Consider the following 15,670-nt stretch of genomic DNA (forward strand, 5'->3'; position numbering starts at 1 on the left):
CTCCGCATCCGCTCCTCGATCCGCGAGATCTCCTTCATTGCCGGAGCGGCAGCCGTCTGCCCGAGCACTGACCGCGGGCACGAGAAGAGCCCTCCGTCTCGGCGAGACGAAGGGCTCTCGGGGTGACGGTCAGACCGTCGCGTTCTCTTCGCGCTTCGGCAGCACCCATCCCGCACGCGGGAAGTGGCAGGTGTAGCCGTTGGGGTACTTGATCAGGTAGTCCTGGTGCTCCTCTTCGGCCTGCCAGAACGGGCCGACGGGCTCGATCGTGGTCACGGCCTTGCCCGGCCACAGACCCGAGGCGTCGACGTCGGCGATGGTGTCGCGCGCGACGGCCTCCTGCTCGGGGCTGAGCGGGAAGATCGCCGAGCGGTAGCTCGAGCCGATGTCGTTGCCCTGGCGATCCTTGGTCGACGGGTCGTGGATCTGGAAGAAGAAAGCGAGGATGTCGCGGTACGTCGTCTTCGTGGGATCGAAGACGATCTCCACAGCCTCGGCATGACCCGGGTGGTTGCGGTAGGTCGCGTGGTCGTTGCTGCCGCCGGTGTAGCCGACGCGGGTGTCTAGCACGCCGGGCTGGCGGCGGATGAGGTCTTCCATGCCCCAGAAGCAGCCGCCGGCGAGCACGGCGGTCTCGGTCCCGGGGGTGCGGGTGATTGTTCCGGTGTCGGTCATGAGTTCTCCTCGGAGTTGGGGGTGGGGAAGAGGTGACGGTAGCGACCGTACCCCTCATCTTCCAGGCTGTCAGCCGGGATGAAGCGCAGGGCGGCGGAGTTCATGCAGTACCGGAGTCCTCCTGCGTCTCGGGGTCCATCGTCGAAGACGTGCCCGAGATGGCTGTCCGCGCCGCTGGAACGCGCCTCGGTGCGCTTCATCCACAGCGTGCGGTCGGTGCGCGTGGTCACGGCGTCGGCCTCGATGGGCTTGGTGAAGCTCGGCCATCCGGTGCCGCTGTCGAACTTGTCGGTCGACGCGAAGAGCGGCTGGCCCGAGACGACGTCGACGTAGATGCCGTCGTCGTGGGTGTTCCAGTACGCGTTGCGGAAGGGCGGCTCGGTCGCATCCTCCTGCGTGACCTCGTACTGCAGGTGCGTGAGGTCGCTGACGGCCTCGGGGGTCTTGCTGTACTCGTTCGACATGGTCTGTCTCCTTGTCCGACGCGGCTGGCTGCAGCGTCATAGAAGAGAACCAGGAGGATGCCGGTTTTGGTCCCGCGGGACTGTGAGCGCGCTGTGAGTTTGTGCGCAGTCGATAGAGTTGCTCCGCTACATACACACCAGGGAGACACACATGTCGGTAGGACTGCTCGCCGTCGTCGATGACATTCTCAGCGCGGCGATGAAGGCTTCGGCCAAGGCCGCCGGCGTCGTGATCGATGACGCCGCCGTGACCCCGCAGTACGTGCAGGGCATCACGCCCGCGCGCGAGCTGCCGGTCGTGGCGAAGATCGCCCTCGGATCTCTCGCGAACAAGTTCGTCATCATCATCCCCATCGCGCTGCTGCTCACCGCCTTCGCGCCGTGGGTGCTGCCGTATCTGCTGATCCTCGGTGGCGCCTACCTCTGCTTCGAGGGGGCCGAGAAGGTGCTCGAATGGTTCGGCGTGCAGCACGGCCATGCCGATGAGAGCGCCCGCAACGAGAACAAGCTCGTGTGGGGCGCGGTGCGCACCGACCTGATCCTGTCGACGGAGATCATGCTGATCTCGCTCGCCAACCTCGAGGCCGGCCTCGACATCTGGACGACCCTCGCGATCCTCGCCGTGATCGCGCTGCTCATGACCGGCGTCGTCTACGGTGCAGTCGCCCTGCTCGTGAAGATCGACGACATCGGTCTGAAGATGGCGAAGAACCCGTCCCAGCGAGTTCGCCACACGGGCACGCGCATCGTGCGCTCGATGCCGGCGGTCTTCCGCTTCATCAGCATCCTCGGCACCGTCGCGATGCTGTGGGTCGGCGGGCACCTGCTGCTCGTGAACCTCGGCGAGGTCGGCGTGCACTTCGGCGCCGACATCCTGCACGGCATCGAGCACTTCCTCGAGCCGGCCGGCGGTGTCATCGTCTGGATCGGCGACACGCTGTTCTCGGCCATCGCGGGTCTGATCGCGGGTCTGATCATCGTGGGGATCATCCTCGGGATCGGTCGCCTGATCGGCAAGAAGCCGAGCTTCCACGAGGGCGAGGAATCGCCCGCCGACGTGCACGTCTGACACCGACGCCGCTGTTCGAATCTCAGTCGGTATGCCGACATGCGATCCGGGGCGCGACTCACTCGCCGCGCACGTGATCCTCGGTGCGCAGCCATTCGTCGAACGTGATCGCTCCCTGCAGAGCATCGGCGTCGCCGCGCAGCGACCCCGATGCCAGCCCCTTCCCGTACGCGCCGGCGCCGACAATGTCGCGCGCTTCCTGCTCGGAATCGCAGCCAAGAACCCGCACTTCACCGTCGAGGAGAGGCAGTTCGGCGAGGGTCTCGGCCTGGTGTTCCGCGACGGAGGGAGGGTGCACTCGGTCATGAACCTGCACGTCGAAGACGGCGCGGCACAGGAGGGAAGCCGCGGCGAGCCCTCGGAGACCGACCCCACCCCGGCATCCTGCTACCGTCGTCCCGTGCGCACCCGAGCGCAGATGCAGGAGACCCGATGAGCGACCACCAGATCCGGGATGCCGAGACCGCCGACGTCGAGGCGATCACCGCCATCTACAACGACGCGGTGCTGACCACGACCGCCATCTGGAACGAAGAGGCCGTCACGGTCGATGACCGCACCGCCTGGCTCGCCGAGCGCACCGAGCGCGGCTACCCCGTGATCGTCGCCGTCGACGACACCGGCGTCCTCGGCTACGCGACATTCGGCGACTGGCGCCCGCACAGCGGCTACCGCCATACGGTCGAGCACTCCGTCTATGTGCGCGAGGGGCAGCGCGGGCGCGGCATCGGCAAGGCGCTCATGATCGAGCTCATCGACCGCGCGCGACGCCTCGGCAAGCACGTCATGGTCGCGGCGATCGAGAGCAGCAACACGGGGTCGATCATCATGCACAAGCGCCTCGACTTCATGCAGGTCGGACGGATGCCGCAGGTCGGCGCCAAGTTCGATCGCTGGCTCGATCTCACCTTCCTGCAGCTGGTGCTCGATGAGCGGCCGTTCCCGGACGAGCGCCCGTGAACCCGCTGCTCTGGCTCGCTGACGCCTTCAACTCGCAGTGGGTGCTCCCCGGCGGTCAGGTGCTGCTGATCCGCGAAGTGGTCGGCAACGCGTTCGGCCTGGCGAGCGCCCTCGGCGGCATGCAGCGCAAGATCTGGGCGTGGCCGGTCGGCATCGTCGGCAATCTGCTGCTGCTCACGGTCTTCCTCGGGTCGATCCTGAATCCCGACCACGAGCTGCCGCATCTGCTCGGCCAGGCCGGGCGTCAGATCATGTTCATCATCGTCGCGATCTACGGCTGGGTGCGCTGGCGCCAGGCCGCCTCGAACGGTGGGCGCGTGACCCCGCGATGGGCGCCCAACAGTGCCCGCATCGGCCTGGTGCTCGTGATGGTGATCGGCACGATCGCCCTCACTCCCCTGTTCCGCGCGCTCGGCTCGTGGGAGCCCGTGTGGGCGGATGCCTGGACCTTCGTCGGCTCGCTGCTCGCCACCTATGGCATGGCCAAGGGCTGGACCGAGTTCTGGCTCATCTGGATAGCCGTCGACATCGTGGGCGTGCCGCTGCTGTTCAGCTCCGGCTTCTACGCCACGGGCCTGATGTACGTGTTCTACGGCGTCTTCACCGCGGTCGGATTCGTCGTGTGGTGCCGCGCGCAGGCGAATGCCAAACCGCAGGTCGACACGATCATGCCGGATCCCCGACCCATCACGTCGACCATGAAGACCGTCGACCGCGACCGCGACTGACCGCCCCGACCACTCGGCGAATGTGTCGGCGCATGTCACCGGGGTGGCCGAGAGGTCGATCGACGGGTTTGCTGGTCCCCATGACCCGTCAGATCCGTTTCAACGCCTTCGACATGAACTGCGTCGCCCACCAGTCGTCCGGCCTGTGGCGGCATCCTGACGATCGATCGCGCCAGTACAACACCATCTCGTACTGGACCGACCTCGCGAAGCTGCTCGAGAGCGCGACCTTCGACGGCATCTTCATCGCCGACGTCCTCGGCACCTACGACGTCTACGGCGGGACGAACGAGGCGGCGATCCGCAACGGCGCCCAGGTGCCGGTCAACGATCCGATCCTGCTCGTCAGCGCGATGGCCGCCGTCACCGAGCACCTCGGATTCGGCATCACCGCCGGCACCGCCTTCGAGCACCCGTACCCGTTCGCGCGCCGTCTGAGCACCCTCGACCACCTGACCAACGGACGCGTCGGCTGGAACGTCGTCACCGGCTACCTGCCCAGCGCCGCGCGCAACATGGGCCAGGAGGACCAGCTCGCGCACGACGACCGCTACGACCATGCCGATGAATACGTCGAGGTGCTCTACAAGCTCTGGGAGGGGTCGTGGGAAGACGACGCGGTCGTCGAGGACCGTGAGCGCGGCATCTTCACCGACCCGTCGAAGGTGCACCCCATCGGCCACGAGGGGAAGCACTTCAGCGTTCCCGGCATCCACATCTCCGAGCCGTCACCGCAGCGCACGCCGGTCATCTACCAGGCCGGAGCGAGCCCCCGCGGCGTGCGCTTCGCGTCGGAGAACGCCGAGGCGATCTTCGTCGCCGCCCCGTCGAAGGAGGTGCTCGCCGGCACCGTGAAGCGCATCCGCGACGCACTCGAAGAGGCGGGCCGCGACCGATACGACGCGAAGATCTACACGCTGCTCACGGTCATCACCGGGGCGACGAGCGAGGATGCCGCGGCGAAGCACGCCGAGTACCTCTCGTATGCGAGCCCCGAGGGCGCGCTGACGTTCATGTCGGGCTGGATGGGCGTCGACCTCTCGCAGTACGCCGAGGACGAGCCCGTCGGCAACGTCGAGTCGAACGCCATCCAGTCGGTGCTGCAGCACCTGAAGGAGGAGGCCGACCTCGGACGCGAGTGGACCGTCGGCGACTTCGGACGCCACAACGCGATCGGCGGCCTCGGCCCGACCCTCGTCGGCTCGGGCGTCGAGATTGCCGACGAGCTGCAGTCGTGGGTGGAGGAGACCGACATCGATGGCTTCAACCTCGCCTACGCGGTCACTCCCGGCACCTGGCAGGACGTCATCGAGCACGTCATCCCGGTGTTGCGCGAACGCGGCGTCTACCCCGAGGAGTACACGCCGGGCACCCTCCGCAACAAGCTGCAGGGCAAGGGCGACCGCGTGCAGGACACGCACCGCGCCGCGAGGTATCGGATCGGGGCGAACGTCCCGGTCGCCTGACCCTCAGCGACCTTCGGTCGGGCGCGGTCAGTCGGCCTTCGAGGTGAGGAGCCCGCGCAGCACGAGGAACACCACGACCGCGACGACGAGCACGATCGCCAGCTTGGCGATGAACCACAGGATCGAGAACAGCGCGCTGACGATCCACCAGGCGATCACCACGGCGAGGACGACGCCGACGATGGTCCAGAGCGAGTTCTTGTTCATGGTTCCAGCCTAGGCGGCGCGGCGACGTCACAGATCCGAACGCTGCGGCATCCGCCCTTCCGCATCCGATGCGTCGCCGTCAATCCCCTTCCCGTGCGCTGATCACCGGGGTGAGACTGCAAGCATCCGACTCTTGGGAGCATCTCCATGTCTGCGCCAGCACTCACTTCGTCCGCCGTTCACGGCATCACCGCGAGAGGTCCCCTCAGCGACGCCGTCATCCGCCGACTGACCGGCGAAGACGCCGACGATCTCGGTGCCAGGGCCGAGGCTGCGCTCGCTTCGACCGATGACGTCGTGCGCGACGACGACATCCAGCTCGCGCTCTTCGTGCTCTACGCCTCGTCGTACGGGTCTCTTCCCGAGCTCGACCCCGCCCTCGAGTGGGATCCGGCGTTGATCGCGACACGGGGAATCCTCGAGCACGCGTTCGAGCGGGCACTGCGGGCGAGTGTCCCGATGCCCGAACTCCCCGAGCCGACCGTCGATGCCGTCGGGCGGGCCCTCTTCGCCCTCGCCGAGGCCGACACGGGTCCCAGCCTGTCGCGCTACGTCGCGAAGAAGGCGACGGAAGAGCAGATGCACGAGTTCTTCATGCAGCGCTCGATCTACACGCTGCGCGAGGCCGACCCGCACTCGTGGGCGATCCCGCGCCTGCACGGGCGTGCGAAGGCGGCGCTCGTCGAGATCCAGTCCGACGAGTACGGCGGCGGGCGGCCCGACCGCGTGCACGCGACGATCTTCGCTCGCGCGATGCGCGGCGCCGGACTCGACGACACCTACGGCGGATACGTCGACGACGTGCCGGCCATCACGCTCGCCTCGCTGAACTCGATGTCGATGTTCGGCGTCAACCGGCGCCTCCTCGGCGCCATCGTCGGACACCTCGCCGCGTTCGAGATGACCTCGTCGATCCCCAACCGCCTGTACGCCGACGGCCTGCGGCGCCTCGGGTTCGGTGAGGACGTGACCGACTACTTCGATGAGCACGTCGAAGCGGATGCCGTGCATGAGCAGATCGCGGCGCGTGACCTCGCCGGCGGGTTGGCGGAGGATCACCCCGAGCTGCTGCCCGACATCATGTTCGGCGCGGCCGCCTGCCTGACCGTGGACGGCTGGGCAGCGGGCCACATGCTCGACTCGTGGACGCGTGGAGAATCCTCGCTGCGGCCGAGGGACGCACGATGAGCGCGCGCGAGGATGCCGTCACCATCACCGCCTACCCCGACGGACCGCTGCTCGTGCGGGGCGCGGCGGTGCTGGAGTCATCCGACGGCGAGCCGATCGAGGTCACGCGCCGCACCGTGGCGCTGTGCCGCTGCGGCCTCTCGACGATCAAGCCGTTCTGCGACGGCACCCACAAGGCCGCAGGGTTCCGCACCGACGCCTGATCTCAACCCGTCGGTCAGTGCCCGACTGCCGGCAGGCATCCGCCGTCCATGATGACGCCGCCGATCTCGACCGTGAGCACGTCGGCCGAGACCTCGCCGAAGATGCATCCCCCTTCGGGAGCAGCTGCACCGAAGGCCACGGCCCGCTCGTCGCCCAGCGTCTGGACGTAGGCGAGGCCGGCGTCGGCGAAGACCTCCTCCACAGCCGCGACCGACAGGCCGCCGGAAGTGCGGAGCGACTCGAGGCCGGCGCGGATGTCGTTCGCCGGTTTCTCGGCGGCGGCTCGGCTCTCCTCCGAGAGGTCGACGCGATCGCGGTAGCGCTCGTTCTGCGCCATCGCGTCGTCGGGGTCGTAGGGCGCGCAGTCCGGAGGCAGATCGACGCCTTCGATCTGCGGGCACGCTGCCGTGGGAGTGGGACTCGGAGATGCAGATGGCGATGCGCCAGGCGGGCCGGCGGTGGCCGTCGCGCACCCTGCGAGCATCATGGTCGTCGCAACGACGAGAAGCAGCCGTGCACCTCTCGACCTGTCCCCCCGGAGTCCGGTCATTCCCTCATGCAACCACACGGGAGCTCAGTGGCCAATGGTCATTCCGTGTGCGCCTCCGCTCACCGCGACAACGCCCCCGGGTGCAGGCCGGATGCGGCGATGAGGCGCGACGACCCCGCTTCAGCCCGGATTCAGCGTGCGCCCGCCACACTGGAGGAATGCGGATCCTGGTGGTTGACGACGAGGTGCGGTTGGCCGACGCCGTCCGCCGGGGACTCGAGGCCGAGGGCTTCGCGGTCGACGTGGCGAACAACGGCGTCGACGGGCTCTGGCGTGCGCGCGAGACCCGATACGACGCGATCGTGCTCGACCTCATGATGCCCGGCATGAGCGGCTGGAAGGTGTGCGAGGCCCTGCGCGCCGAAGAGAACTGGACGCCCGTGCTGATGCTCACCGCCAAGGACGGCGAGTGGGATCAGGTGGAGGCCCTCGAGACCGGCGCCGACGACTATGTGACGAAGCCGTTCTCCTTCGCGATCCTCGTCGCCCGCATCCGCGCCCTCGTGCGCCGCGGAGCCGTGGCCCGCCCGGCCGTCCTCGAAGCCGGAGACCTGAAGCTCGACCCCTCGTCGCACCATGTCTGGCGGGGCGAGACCCCGGTCACGCTGACCGCCCGCGAATTCGCCGTGCTCGAGCACCTGATGCGTCATCGAGGTCAGGTGCTCTCGAAGCGCGAGCTGATCGACGGCGTATGGGACGACGACTTCGACGGCGACCCCAACATCGTCGAGGTCTACGTCGGACACCTGCGCCGCAAGCTCGACAAGCCCTTCGGACGCGAGGCGATCGAGACGATCCGCGGTGCCGGCTACCGATTGGCGGTCGACGGTGGCTAGGCGCTCATTCCGATCGGTGCGCGCCCGGACGACCCTCGGCGCGACGCTCGTCGTGGCCGTCGCCCTGCTCATCGGGGCGTTCTCGTTCTACGGCATCCTGAGCTCCAGCATCCACGCGAGCGCGGAGCGTGCCGCCGAGCAGCGCCTCGACGAACTCGCCGATCGCTTTGACGGCCCCGGCGGCGGACCAGGCGGCGAACGCGGCATCGACACCCTCGACGACGAGATCGTGCAGATCATCGGCGGCGACGGATCGGTGCGCGCCGCCAGTGAGGATGCGCGCGACGAACTGGGGTCGACCGCTCTGCCGGTCTCCGACGGCGCGCAGACCCTGACGATCGGCGGCGAGCCCATGCTCGTGGTCTCCGACGGCATCGAGGACGACGACACCCTCGTGCTGGCGGTGTCGATCGAAGACGGGGTCGAGACGCTGTCGACGGTCGCGCTGCTGCTCGCGGTGGCCGTGCCGCTACTGCTGCTGCTCGTCGCCGTGACCACGTGGCTGGTCGTCGGGCGGGCCCTCCGACCGGTCACCCGCATCCGCGAAGAGGTCGACGGGATCACCGCCGAGCACCTGCATCGGCGCGTCGAGGTGCCGCCGTCATCGGACGAGATCGCGGCGCTCGCGACCACCATGAACCGGATGCTGGATCGCCTCGACGCCTCGGCGACGGCGCAGCGCCGTTTCGTCTCCGATGCGTCGCACGAGCTGCGCTCCCCGCTCGCGACGATCCGACAGCACGCCGAGCTCGCGCAGGCCCACCCGGCCACCACGAGCATCGGCGAGCTCGCGGAGGTCGTGTCCGATGAAGGACTCCGGCTCCAGGGCATCGTCGAATCGCTGCTGCTGCTCGCCCGGCTCGACGAGGGCGGCGGCACGCACGACGAGGCGATCGATCTCGACGACCTCGCGCTCGCTGAGGTGAGGCGGCTGAGGTCTCGGGGCGTCGAGGTCGACGGCTCCGGCATCCGTGCGGCCCGTGTCACCGGAGACCCCCGCCTGCTCGGTCAGCTGCTGCGCAACCTCGCCGACAACGCCGTCCGGCACAGTGCGGCTCGCGTGGCCATCAGCGTGATCCCGCAGGATTCGTGGGTGTTCGTGACCGTCGAGGACGACGGCTCCGGCGTGCCGCCCGACGAGCGCGAGCGCATCTTCGAACGGTTCGTGCGGCTCGACGAGGCGCGCAGCCGGGATGCGGGAGGCAGCGGTCTCGGCCTCGCGATCGTGCAGGGCATCGCCGTGGCCGGCGGCGGCACCGTCTCGGTCGACGCCTCCCGTTGGGGCGGCGCGCGCTTCGTCGTGGCCCTGCCCCTCTCGGACTGACACTCTCTCGGCGTCCGGGCCGTCCGCAGGACCTGGCACCTCAGCATCCGGGCCGTCTGCAGGACCTGGCACCTCAGTATCCGGGCCGTCTGCAGGACCTGGCACCTCAGTATCCGGGCCGTCTGCAGCACCTGGAGCCACAGCATCCGGGCCGTCTGCAGGACCTGGCACCTCAGTATCCGGGCCGTCTGCAGGACCCGCGCACGGATGCGGGAACAGGATCCATGTCTCGTCCTGCATCCGTGCCCGGATCCTGCAGGTGGTACGTGTCACTGCGGCCGAGACGCCCTGCTTCCTGAAGACGCCTTCAGGACGCTTCAGGGTGGCTTCAGCACTGCCGCGAGAGCATCGAGACATGAACGACAAGAACCCGACCCCCGACCAGACGCCCGAGAACCTCCCGACGAACGCGACTCCCCCAGCACCGCCCGCACCCCCCGCGCCCACCGCGACGCCGTCCCACGATGGTGAGACCGTTCCCGTCGCGCCGGTCGCGGCTGAGAACGCCGCCCCGGCATCCGCGTCCGCAGCTCCCGCGAAGCGCGGTCGCAAGCGCGCTCTGCTGATCGGCGGCGGAGTCGCCGCTGCCCTGATCCTCGCCGGTGGAGGCGTGGCCGTCGGAGCAGCCATCGGAGACGACATCGGCGACGACGACGACCGCCCCTCGGTCTCGGACGGGCCCCGCGACGGCGACGGAGACCGCGGTGGACAGCCCGGCGACGACCGTGACGACAGCGACAGCGACAGCGACGATCAGGGCGCACCGCAGGGCGGCGGCCCCGTGACCGGGATCGGCACGGACTCGGCCGACGAGCTCGTGGACATCGCGGATGCCGCCCGCGGAGCCGCCGAGGGCGACGTCACCTCGATCGACGCGAAGCGCGACGGCACCTGGGAGGTCCAGCTGACCGCCGCGAACGGCAGCGAGACCGAGGTGCGAGTGGATGCCGACCTCGCCGCCACCGTGATCTCGACCGAGCAGGAGGACGACGACACGGCTCCGACCCACACCCTCGACGAGGCCGCGATCCGTGCCCTCGTGGATGCCGCATTGGCCGAGGCCGACGGGATGATCACCGACCTCGACGCCGACAACGACGAGGTCAGCCCCTACGACGCGTCGGTGCTCACCAGCGACCGCCGCTCGATCGACATTGACTTCAGCGCCGACTACGCGGTCGTCGGCACCGACATCGACGACTGATCGCCCTCGTCGTTCTTCGAGCCGCCGGCCCTATGGGGTCGACGGCTCGACGCGGTTTCAGCCAGACGTCCCGGCCGCGGAACCCGGCTCCCGCAGGCGATTCCCCGCGTAGCGTCATGATCCGTCACTCGTCGGGTCTCTCTCAGTGAGTTCGGTCGCCATCGCGCGCCGACGATGCGGACACCGGGGGGATCCATGCCAGTCACGGCGCACACCTACTTCTACACACCCGCTCGAGCGGACTCCGTCGTGCAGGCACTGCAGCACCTCGTGACCGACCTGAAGCACGTCGAGCGGCGATACTTCGACAGCCGTTCGGTCGCGTTCAGCACCCGCGGGTCGCTGTTCGAGGCACCGGCCGACGTGACGATCGTGACGACTCCCCTGACGACCGGCGGATCGGATGTGAGGATCGCGCTGCAGACGACGACCCGGCGGACGGCGAGCCGCCGGTCGCTGACCACCAGGGCCGCCGACCGCCTCAGCGTGCGGATTCAGAAGGCGCTGGGCTGACCGCGAGCCAGACGTATCCTCTCGCGGCGCTCGCTCGCAGCTGAGCACCGCCGGATACCATCGGAGTCATGACGAATTCCGGTCCGATCGACGATGTCTCCATCGGCGGAGAGATGATCCGCCTCGGCCAGTTCCTGAAGTACTCGGGACTGCTCGACTCGGGCGGTGACGCCAAGGAGGTCGTGATCGACGGATTCGTGAAGGTCAACGGCGAGGTCGATCGACGGCGCGGACGCCAGCTGCATGACGGCGATCTGGTCACCTTCGAGGGCCGTACCGTTCGCGTGCGCCCCTGATCACGCGGGCCGCTTCCGGTCACCCCCGCGTCGTGTAGCGGAGGAACATCACGCCGCTGTCGAAGCGCCGATCCTCGGCGAGCTCCAGGTCGACGTGCACCCCGTCGGGGAAGAACGGCTTGCCACCACCGACGATCGCCGGTCCGATGAAGAGACCGAACTCGTCGACCAGTCCTGCGCGGATCGCCTCGGCGGCGAGAGTGGGGCCGTCGACGGAGAAGTCGCTGTCGGACTCAGCCTTCCACCGCGCGATCACCTCCGGATCGAACGTGCGCTCGAGCCGGGTGCGCTCGCTCGACACCTCGGCGAGGGTCTTCGAGAAGACGACCTTCTGCGCGGCCTGCCACACCCGCGCGTAGTCGATGCCGACCTGCGGCTGATCGGGTTCGAGATGAGCGGTCTCCCAATAAACCATGGTCTCGTACATGCGCCGCCCGTAGAGGTAGGTGCCGACGTCTGCGAACTGCTTGTTGATGAAGTCGTGCAGGTCGTCGTCGAGCGCCCAGCCGAACCCGCCGTCCGGCCCACTGACGTATCCGTCGAGCGACGTGATCATGGAGTAGATGAGTCGGGCCATGCGGCGAGGCTACTCCCGGCGTCCGCACGGGTCGACCCCTTCTCGGCGTCCTCTCTAGCGACCCTCGGCTTGAGACGCAAGGTGCTGGCCGACATTCCGACGTCGGCGCACGCTGGAGACATACCCCCAGACCAGCGATCGAGAGGAACCCCCATGTCTCGCGACCAGTACACCTTCACCAACCCGGCCGAGCTCTACTCCGACATCGAACCCGAGAAGCAGCACATGCCGGAGCCCGGCCTCGATGCCGACCTCGGTCCGAAGGCCGACCTCGGTGAGGAGAGCTACCGCGGCACCGGCCGACTGACCGGACGCAAGGCGCTCATCACCGGCGGCGACTCCGGCATCGGCGCGGCGACTGCGATCGCCTTCGCACGCGAGGGCGCGGACGTCGCGCTCTCGTACCTGCCCGAAGAGGAAGAGGATGCGGCACGCATCGCCGGCATCCTCCGCGACGCCGGCGCGACCGTGGCGCAGATCCCCGGTGATCTCCGTGACCCCGAGTACTGCCGCACGCTCGTCTCGGAGGCGGTCGGTGCGCTCGGCGGCCTCGACATCCTCGTCAACAACGGCGGCAAGCAGATCTACAAGGAGTCGCTGACCGACATCACCGACGAGCAGTTCGACGACACCTTCAAGACCAACGTCTACGCGATGTTCTGGATCACGAAGGCCGCGCTGCCGCACCTCCCGGCAGGCTCGACCATCATCAACACCACGTCGATCCAGGCCTACTCGCCGTCGGGAATCCTCGTCGACTACGCATCGACCAAGGCCACGATCAACGCGTTCACGAAGGGCCTCGCCGAGCAGCTCGCGCCGAAGGGCATCCGTGTGAACGCCGTGGCACCGGGACCGATCTGGACGCCGCTGCAGCCGAGCGACGGGCAGCCGCAGGAGAAGCTGCCGGAGTTCGGAGAGGACACCCCGCTCGGCCGCATGGGCCAGCCCGCAGAACTCGCCCCCGCCTACGTCTTCCTCGCCTCCGCGGAGTCGAGCTACGTCGCCGGCGAGACGCTCAACGTCAACGGCGGCATGCCCACGCCGTGAGTCGCTGACCGCGGACGCCCCTCCCGAGCTCGCTTCGGAGGGGGCGTTCGCGTGTGCGGCGAGGCCGCGGCGATGTCGGTGGAACCAGGCAGTATGTCGGTATGGCAGACGGATACGACCTCGACTTCCTTCCGACGCGGGTGCCCCTGCCCGGGCCGGCCCGCGATGCGACGGAGCTGACCTACCCCCACTTCAGCGTGCTGCTCGACCGCGAGCGCCGCCTGGCTGCCGTGACGGGCGTGAACATCGACGGGGCGCTGCTGCGCGAGCTGCCCCGCACCGGGGACTGGCAGCTCGACCCCCGAGTCGATGCAGCACTGCAGACCGGACCCGAGGTGTATGCGCGCAACGACCTCGATCGCGGCCACCTCGTGCGCCGACGCGACCCCGGCTGGGGTGATGTCGACGATGCTCGGGCGGCGACCGAGGCGACGTTCTTCTATCCGAACGCCGCCCCGCAGGCCGCCGGTTTCAATCAGTCCGCAGAGCTCTGGCTCGGTCTGGAAGACCACGTGCTCGAGTATGCCGAGACGACGGATCAGCGGATCTCGGTGTTCACGGCCCCTGTGCTGGGAGACGACGATCCGCCGTACCGCGGCATCCGCATCCCTCTTCTGTTCTGGAAGATCGCGGCGTGGCAGGGCCCCGACGGTCTGTCAGCGGCCGGGTTCGTGCTCGATCAGTCAGAGCTCGTCGAGTCACCGGACGGTCTCTTCGCGGTTCCGCCGCTCGGCGCATTCCGCACCTTCCAGGTTCCGATCACCGAGATCATCCGGGTGACAGGGCTGGATGTCGGCCCGCTGCTCGATGCCGATGTGCTCGACCGGCGCAGCGCCCGATCGACCGAGTGGCGGGCGCTCGCCTCGGCATCCGACATCACGCTCTAGCCGTCGCGGCGTCGGTTCCAGTGGGTGAGCTTGTCGGGGTTGCAGACGACCCAGATGCGCGAGAGCAGCCCTGATCTGCTCTCGACCGACACCGCCGCGACGACTGCGCCGTCTCGTTCCAGCACGAGTCCAGCGGAGCCGTTGATCGACGCGATCGAGACCGTGGGGCCGGTCGCCACCAGTGCCGCCAGCTCCGCGGATGCCGTGTGGGTCCCGTCGACGGCGGTCGACGACTGCGGCATGCGACCTCCGCTGTCGATGATCATCACCACGTCAGGGTGCAGCATCGAGCGGATGCCGGCGCGGTCGCCCGCAGCGAGCGCCAGCCGGAGTTCTTCCACAGCGATCGGTTCGGAGGCATCCCGAGGTCGCCGGCCCAGACGAGCCGGATGCCGCCCGCGAGTCATGTCGCGACCGCAGTGATGTGTCCGAGCTTCTGGGGACTCATCACCCAGAGCAGATGCTCGATCCCTTCGTCGGAGGCCGTGACGGTGACCATCGTGGTGACTTCACCGTTCTCGACGAGCGTCGCGGCGGGCTGACCGTTGACCTCCACCCACCCGATCGACTTGCCCGTCCAGAAGTGGTGCGCGAACGCAGCCACGAACTGCGCCACGCGGCCACGACCGATCACCGGGATCCGCGCCGCGAGCTTCACCCCGTTGCCGTCGGTGTAGCTGACCACGTCGGCGGCGAAGAGCTTCTCGAGTTCCCGGGCATCGCCCTTCCGCGCGGCGGCGAGGAAGGCCTCGAGCAGGTGACGTTGATGCGAGGGCTCGACGGTGATCTGCTTCGCCGAGGCCAGGTGCGCGCGAGCCCGGCTCACCAGCTGTCGAGCGCTCACCGCACTCGACGAGATGATCTCGGCGATGCGGGGATACGGATAGTCGAACGCCTCGCGGAGGATGTACGCCGCACGCTCGGTCGGGGTGAGCTTCTCGAGCGTCAGCAGGATCGCGAACTGCAGCGCCTCGGCGCGCTCGGCGCCGAGCGAGGGATCGTCGTCGGTGTTGACCGGTTCAGGCAGCCACGGCCCGATGTAGGTCTCCCGCTTCACGCGAGCCGACTGGAGAACGTTGATCGACAGACGCGTCGTGATGGTCGTGAGGAAAGCGGCGGGTTCCTGCACCTGGGTCCGGTCGGTGTTCTGCCAGCGGATCCAGGTCTCCTGCACGATGTCCTCGGCGTCGGCCACGGTGCCCAGCATCCGGTAGGCGATGCCGAACAGTCGGCGACGCTGGGCGGCGAACACCGAGACCGCGGTGCCGAGGTCTCGGATCGACCCGCTGTGCTCGTCACGTGTCGCGGTCACGTCTTCACTCTGCACCAGAGGTCGCCGCATGCGCACTCCCCTTTCCGCGCCGTCGGCGCTCCCACTCACAGCTCTGACCGGAGGGCGACGCGATCTGTGACGAATCCTGGCGATTCCGTCACAGCCTGGTCTCCCGGCCGGTCAACCAGGTACACGCGGG

Annotated in this window: 21 protein-coding genes; 14 read left to right on the forward strand and 7 right to left on the reverse strand. The window is 68.5% G+C overall.

What is annotated here, in order from left to right; translation table 11 throughout:
* Positions 1 to 129 precede the first annotated feature (129 nt).
* Both msrA and msrB read right to left on the reverse strand, forming a co-directional pair.
* On the reverse strand, positions 130 to 675 hold the full coding sequence (gene msrA / locus ASE34_RS00840) for a peptide-methionine (S)-S-oxide reductase MsrA (protein ID WP_053098176.1): 546 nt from the start codon (positions 673 to 675) through the stop codon (positions 130 to 132).
* Positions 672 to 1,139: a peptide-methionine (R)-S-oxide reductase MsrB gene (gene msrB / locus ASE34_RS00845; RefSeq protein ID WP_053098177.1), complete on the reverse strand. Its 468-nt coding sequence runs from the start codon at positions 1,137 to 1,139 to the stop codon at positions 672 to 674. The genes msrA and msrB overlap by 4 nt, the downstream gene beginning before the upstream one ends.
* A 151-nt stretch (positions 1,140 to 1,290) precedes the next feature.
* Between msrB and ASE34_RS00850 the strand changes: the two genes are divergently transcribed.
* The 5 genes from ASE34_RS00850 (at position 1,291) to ASE34_RS00870 (ending at position 5,362) form a co-directional block, all read left to right on the forward strand.
* Positions 1,291 to 2,208, forward strand: a complete 918-nt coding sequence (locus ASE34_RS00850; RefSeq protein ID WP_053098178.1) for a DUF808 domain-containing protein — start codon at positions 1,291 to 1,293, stop codon at positions 2,206 to 2,208.
* Positions 2,209 to 2,239: 31 nt separating this feature from the next.
* Positions 2,240 to 2,644, forward strand: a complete 405-nt coding sequence (locus ASE34_RS00855; protein WP_056275508.1) for a hypothetical protein — start codon at positions 2,240 to 2,242, stop codon at positions 2,642 to 2,644.
* Positions 2,641 to 3,168, forward strand: a complete 528-nt coding sequence (locus ASE34_RS00860) for a GNAT family N-acetyltransferase (RefSeq protein WP_056275511.1) — start codon at positions 2,641 to 2,643, stop codon at positions 3,166 to 3,168. The genes ASE34_RS00855 and ASE34_RS00860 overlap by 4 nt, the downstream gene beginning before the upstream one ends.
* Positions 3,165 to 3,896 (forward strand): nicotinamide riboside transporter PnuC, encoded by a 732-nt coding sequence (gene pnuC / locus ASE34_RS00865; protein ID WP_187249190.1) that lies wholly within the window; start codon positions 3,165 to 3,167, stop codon positions 3,894 to 3,896. Before ASE34_RS00860 ends, pnuC begins: the two co-directional genes overlap by 4 nt.
* 80 nt (positions 3,897 to 3,976) lie before the next feature.
* On the forward strand, positions 3,977 to 5,362 hold the full coding sequence (locus ASE34_RS00870; protein ID WP_056275515.1) for an LLM class flavin-dependent oxidoreductase: 1,386 nt from the start codon (positions 3,977 to 3,979) through the stop codon (positions 5,360 to 5,362).
* Positions 5,363 to 5,389: 27 nt separating this feature from the next.
* On the opposite strand, the gene ASE34_RS00875 is transcribed toward ASE34_RS00870, so the two are convergent.
* Positions 5,390 to 5,569 (reverse strand): hypothetical protein, encoded by a 180-nt coding sequence (locus ASE34_RS00875; protein ID WP_056275518.1) that lies wholly within the window; start codon positions 5,567 to 5,569, stop codon positions 5,390 to 5,392.
* A gap of 147 nt (positions 5,570 to 5,716) precedes the next feature.
* Here ASE34_RS00875 and ASE34_RS00880 point away from each other — a divergent pair, with 147 nt between their 5' ends.
* Together ASE34_RS00880 and ASE34_RS00885 are read left to right on the forward strand one after the other, a co-directional pair.
* The gene (locus ASE34_RS00880; RefSeq protein WP_056275521.1) at positions 5,717 to 6,757 is read left to right on the forward strand and encodes an iron-containing redox enzyme family protein; all 1,041 of its coding nucleotides are present in this window, start codon (positions 5,717 to 5,719) and stop codon (positions 6,755 to 6,757) included.
* A complete protein-coding gene (locus tag ASE34_RS00885; RefSeq protein ID WP_053098184.1) occupies positions 6,754 to 6,960 on the forward strand; it encodes a CDGSH iron-sulfur domain-containing protein in 207 nt (68 codons plus the stop codon). The genes ASE34_RS00880 and ASE34_RS00885 overlap by 4 nt, the downstream gene beginning before the upstream one ends.
* Before the next feature lie 14 nt (positions 6,961 to 6,974).
* On the opposite strand, the gene ASE34_RS00890 is transcribed toward ASE34_RS00885, so the two are convergent.
* Positions 6,975 to 7,511, reverse strand: coding sequence for a hypothetical protein (locus ASE34_RS00890; protein ID WP_056275524.1), 537 nt, complete (start codon positions 7,509 to 7,511; stop codon positions 6,975 to 6,977).
* Between the two features lie 158 nt (positions 7,512 to 7,669).
* Here ASE34_RS00890 and ASE34_RS00895 point away from each other — a divergent pair, with 158 nt between their 5' ends.
* The 5 genes from ASE34_RS00895 to ASE34_RS00915 all read left to right on the forward strand — a co-directional run bounded on the left by ASE34_RS00895 (position 7,670) and on the right by ASE34_RS00915 (position 11,684).
* A complete protein-coding gene (locus tag ASE34_RS00895; protein WP_056275527.1) occupies positions 7,670 to 8,347 on the forward strand; it encodes a response regulator transcription factor in 678 nt (225 codons plus the stop codon).
* Entirely contained in the window at positions 8,340 to 9,671 is a 1,332-nt protein-coding gene (locus tag ASE34_RS00900) for a sensor histidine kinase (protein ID WP_056275530.1), read from the forward strand. The genes ASE34_RS00895 and ASE34_RS00900 overlap by 8 nt, the downstream gene beginning before the upstream one ends.
* Before the next feature lie 355 nt (positions 9,672 to 10,026).
* Positions 10,027 to 10,875 (forward strand): PepSY domain-containing protein, encoded by an 849-nt coding sequence (locus tag ASE34_RS00905; RefSeq protein WP_235567399.1) that lies wholly within the window; start codon positions 10,027 to 10,029, stop codon positions 10,873 to 10,875.
* Between the two features lie 195 nt (positions 10,876 to 11,070).
* On the forward strand, positions 11,071 to 11,388 hold the full coding sequence (locus ASE34_RS00910; RefSeq protein ID WP_053098188.1) for a hypothetical protein: 318 nt from the start codon (positions 11,071 to 11,073) through the stop codon (positions 11,386 to 11,388).
* 68 nt (positions 11,389 to 11,456) lie between these two features.
* Positions 11,457 to 11,684: an RNA-binding S4 domain-containing protein gene (locus tag ASE34_RS00915; RefSeq protein WP_053098195.1), complete on the forward strand. Its 228-nt coding sequence runs from the start codon at positions 11,457 to 11,459 to the stop codon at positions 11,682 to 11,684.
* A gap of 19 nt (positions 11,685 to 11,703) precedes the next feature.
* On the opposite strand, the gene ASE34_RS00920 is transcribed toward ASE34_RS00915, so the two are convergent.
* On the reverse strand, positions 11,704 to 12,261 hold the full coding sequence (locus ASE34_RS00920) for a dihydrofolate reductase family protein (protein ID WP_056275533.1): 558 nt from the start codon (positions 12,259 to 12,261) through the stop codon (positions 11,704 to 11,706).
* Positions 12,262 to 12,414: 153 nt separating this feature from the next.
* Here ASE34_RS00920 and ASE34_RS00925 point away from each other — a divergent pair, with 153 nt between their 5' ends.
* Together ASE34_RS00925 and ASE34_RS00930 are read left to right on the forward strand one after the other, a co-directional pair.
* Complete coding sequence (locus ASE34_RS00925; RefSeq protein ID WP_053098197.1) at positions 12,415 to 13,311, forward strand: SDR family oxidoreductase; 897 nt, start codon at positions 12,415 to 12,417, stop codon at positions 13,309 to 13,311.
* Between the two features lie 101 nt (positions 13,312 to 13,412).
* Positions 13,413 to 14,198, forward strand: coding sequence for a DNA/RNA non-specific endonuclease (locus ASE34_RS00930; RefSeq protein ID WP_056275536.1), 786 nt, complete (start codon positions 13,413 to 13,415; stop codon positions 14,196 to 14,198).
* Here ASE34_RS00930 and ASE34_RS00935 read toward each other — a convergent pair.
* Together ASE34_RS00935 and ASE34_RS00940 are read right to left on the reverse strand one after the other, a co-directional pair.
* Positions 14,195 to 14,539: a hypothetical protein gene (locus tag ASE34_RS00935; RefSeq protein WP_056275539.1), complete on the reverse strand. Its 345-nt coding sequence runs from the start codon at positions 14,537 to 14,539 to the stop codon at positions 14,195 to 14,197. The genes ASE34_RS00930 and ASE34_RS00935 overlap by 4 nt on opposite strands.
* Before the next feature lie 62 nt (positions 14,540 to 14,601).
* Complete coding sequence (locus ASE34_RS00940) at positions 14,602 to 15,510, reverse strand: RNA polymerase sigma-70 factor (RefSeq protein ID WP_235567401.1); 909 nt, start codon at positions 15,508 to 15,510, stop codon at positions 14,602 to 14,604.
* Between the last annotated feature and the right edge of the window lie 160 nt (positions 15,511 to 15,670).

It is taken from the genome of Microbacterium sp. Root280D1, from assembly GCF_001428975.1.
In the GTDB taxonomy this organism is placed as follows: domain Bacteria; phylum Actinomycetota; class Actinomycetes; order Actinomycetales; family Microbacteriaceae; genus Microbacterium.

Excerpts from the sequence above, each read along its gene's own strand:
- msrA (WP_053098176.1), bottom strand. The coding sequence starts at position 675 with ATGACCGACACCGGAACAATCACCCGCACCCCCGGGACCGAGACCGCC.
- msrB (WP_053098177.1), bottom strand. The coding sequence starts at position 1,139 with ATGTCGAACGAGTACAGCAAGACCCCCGAGGCCGTCAGCGACCTCACG.
- ASE34_RS00850 (WP_053098178.1), top strand. The coding sequence starts at position 1,291 with ATGTCGGTAGGACTGCTCGCCGTCGTCGATGACATTCTCAGCGCGGCG.
- ASE34_RS00855 (WP_056275508.1), top strand. The coding sequence starts at position 2,240 with ATGCCGACATGCGATCCGGGGCGCGACTCACTCGCCGCGCACGTGATC.
- ASE34_RS00860 (WP_056275511.1), top strand. The coding sequence starts at position 2,641 with ATGAGCGACCACCAGATCCGGGATGCCGAGACCGCCGACGTCGAGGCG.
- ASE34_RS00870 (WP_056275515.1), top strand. The coding sequence starts at position 3,977 with ATGACCCGTCAGATCCGTTTCAACGCCTTCGACATGAACTGCGTCGCC.
- ASE34_RS00875 (WP_056275518.1), bottom strand. The coding sequence starts at position 5,569 with ATGAACAAGAACTCGCTCTGGACCATCGTCGGCGTCGTCCTCGCCGTG.
- ASE34_RS00880 (WP_056275521.1), top strand. The coding sequence starts at position 5,717 with ATGTCTGCGCCAGCACTCACTTCGTCCGCCGTTCACGGCATCACCGCG.
- ASE34_RS00885 (WP_053098184.1), top strand. The coding sequence starts at position 6,754 with ATGAGCGCGCGCGAGGATGCCGTCACCATCACCGCCTACCCCGACGGA.
- ASE34_RS00890 (WP_056275524.1), bottom strand. The coding sequence starts at position 7,511 with ATGACCGGACTCCGGGGGGACAGGTCGAGAGGTGCACGGCTGCTTCTC.
- ASE34_RS00895 (WP_056275527.1), top strand. The coding sequence starts at position 7,670 with ATGCGGATCCTGGTGGTTGACGACGAGGTGCGGTTGGCCGACGCCGTC.
- ASE34_RS00905 (WP_235567399.1), top strand. The coding sequence starts at position 10,027 with ATGAACGACAAGAACCCGACCCCCGACCAGACGCCCGAGAACCTCCCG.
- ASE34_RS00910 (WP_053098188.1), top strand. The coding sequence starts at position 11,071 with ATGCCAGTCACGGCGCACACCTACTTCTACACACCCGCTCGAGCGGAC.
- ASE34_RS00915 (WP_053098195.1), top strand. The coding sequence starts at position 11,457 with ATGACGAATTCCGGTCCGATCGACGATGTCTCCATCGGCGGAGAGATG.
- ASE34_RS00920 (WP_056275533.1), bottom strand. The coding sequence starts at position 12,261 with ATGGCCCGACTCATCTACTCCATGATCACGTCGCTCGACGGATACGTC.
- ASE34_RS00925 (WP_053098197.1), top strand. The coding sequence starts at position 12,415 with ATGTCTCGCGACCAGTACACCTTCACCAACCCGGCCGAGCTCTACTCC.
- ASE34_RS00930 (WP_056275536.1), top strand. The coding sequence starts at position 13,413 with ATGGCAGACGGATACGACCTCGACTTCCTTCCGACGCGGGTGCCCCTG.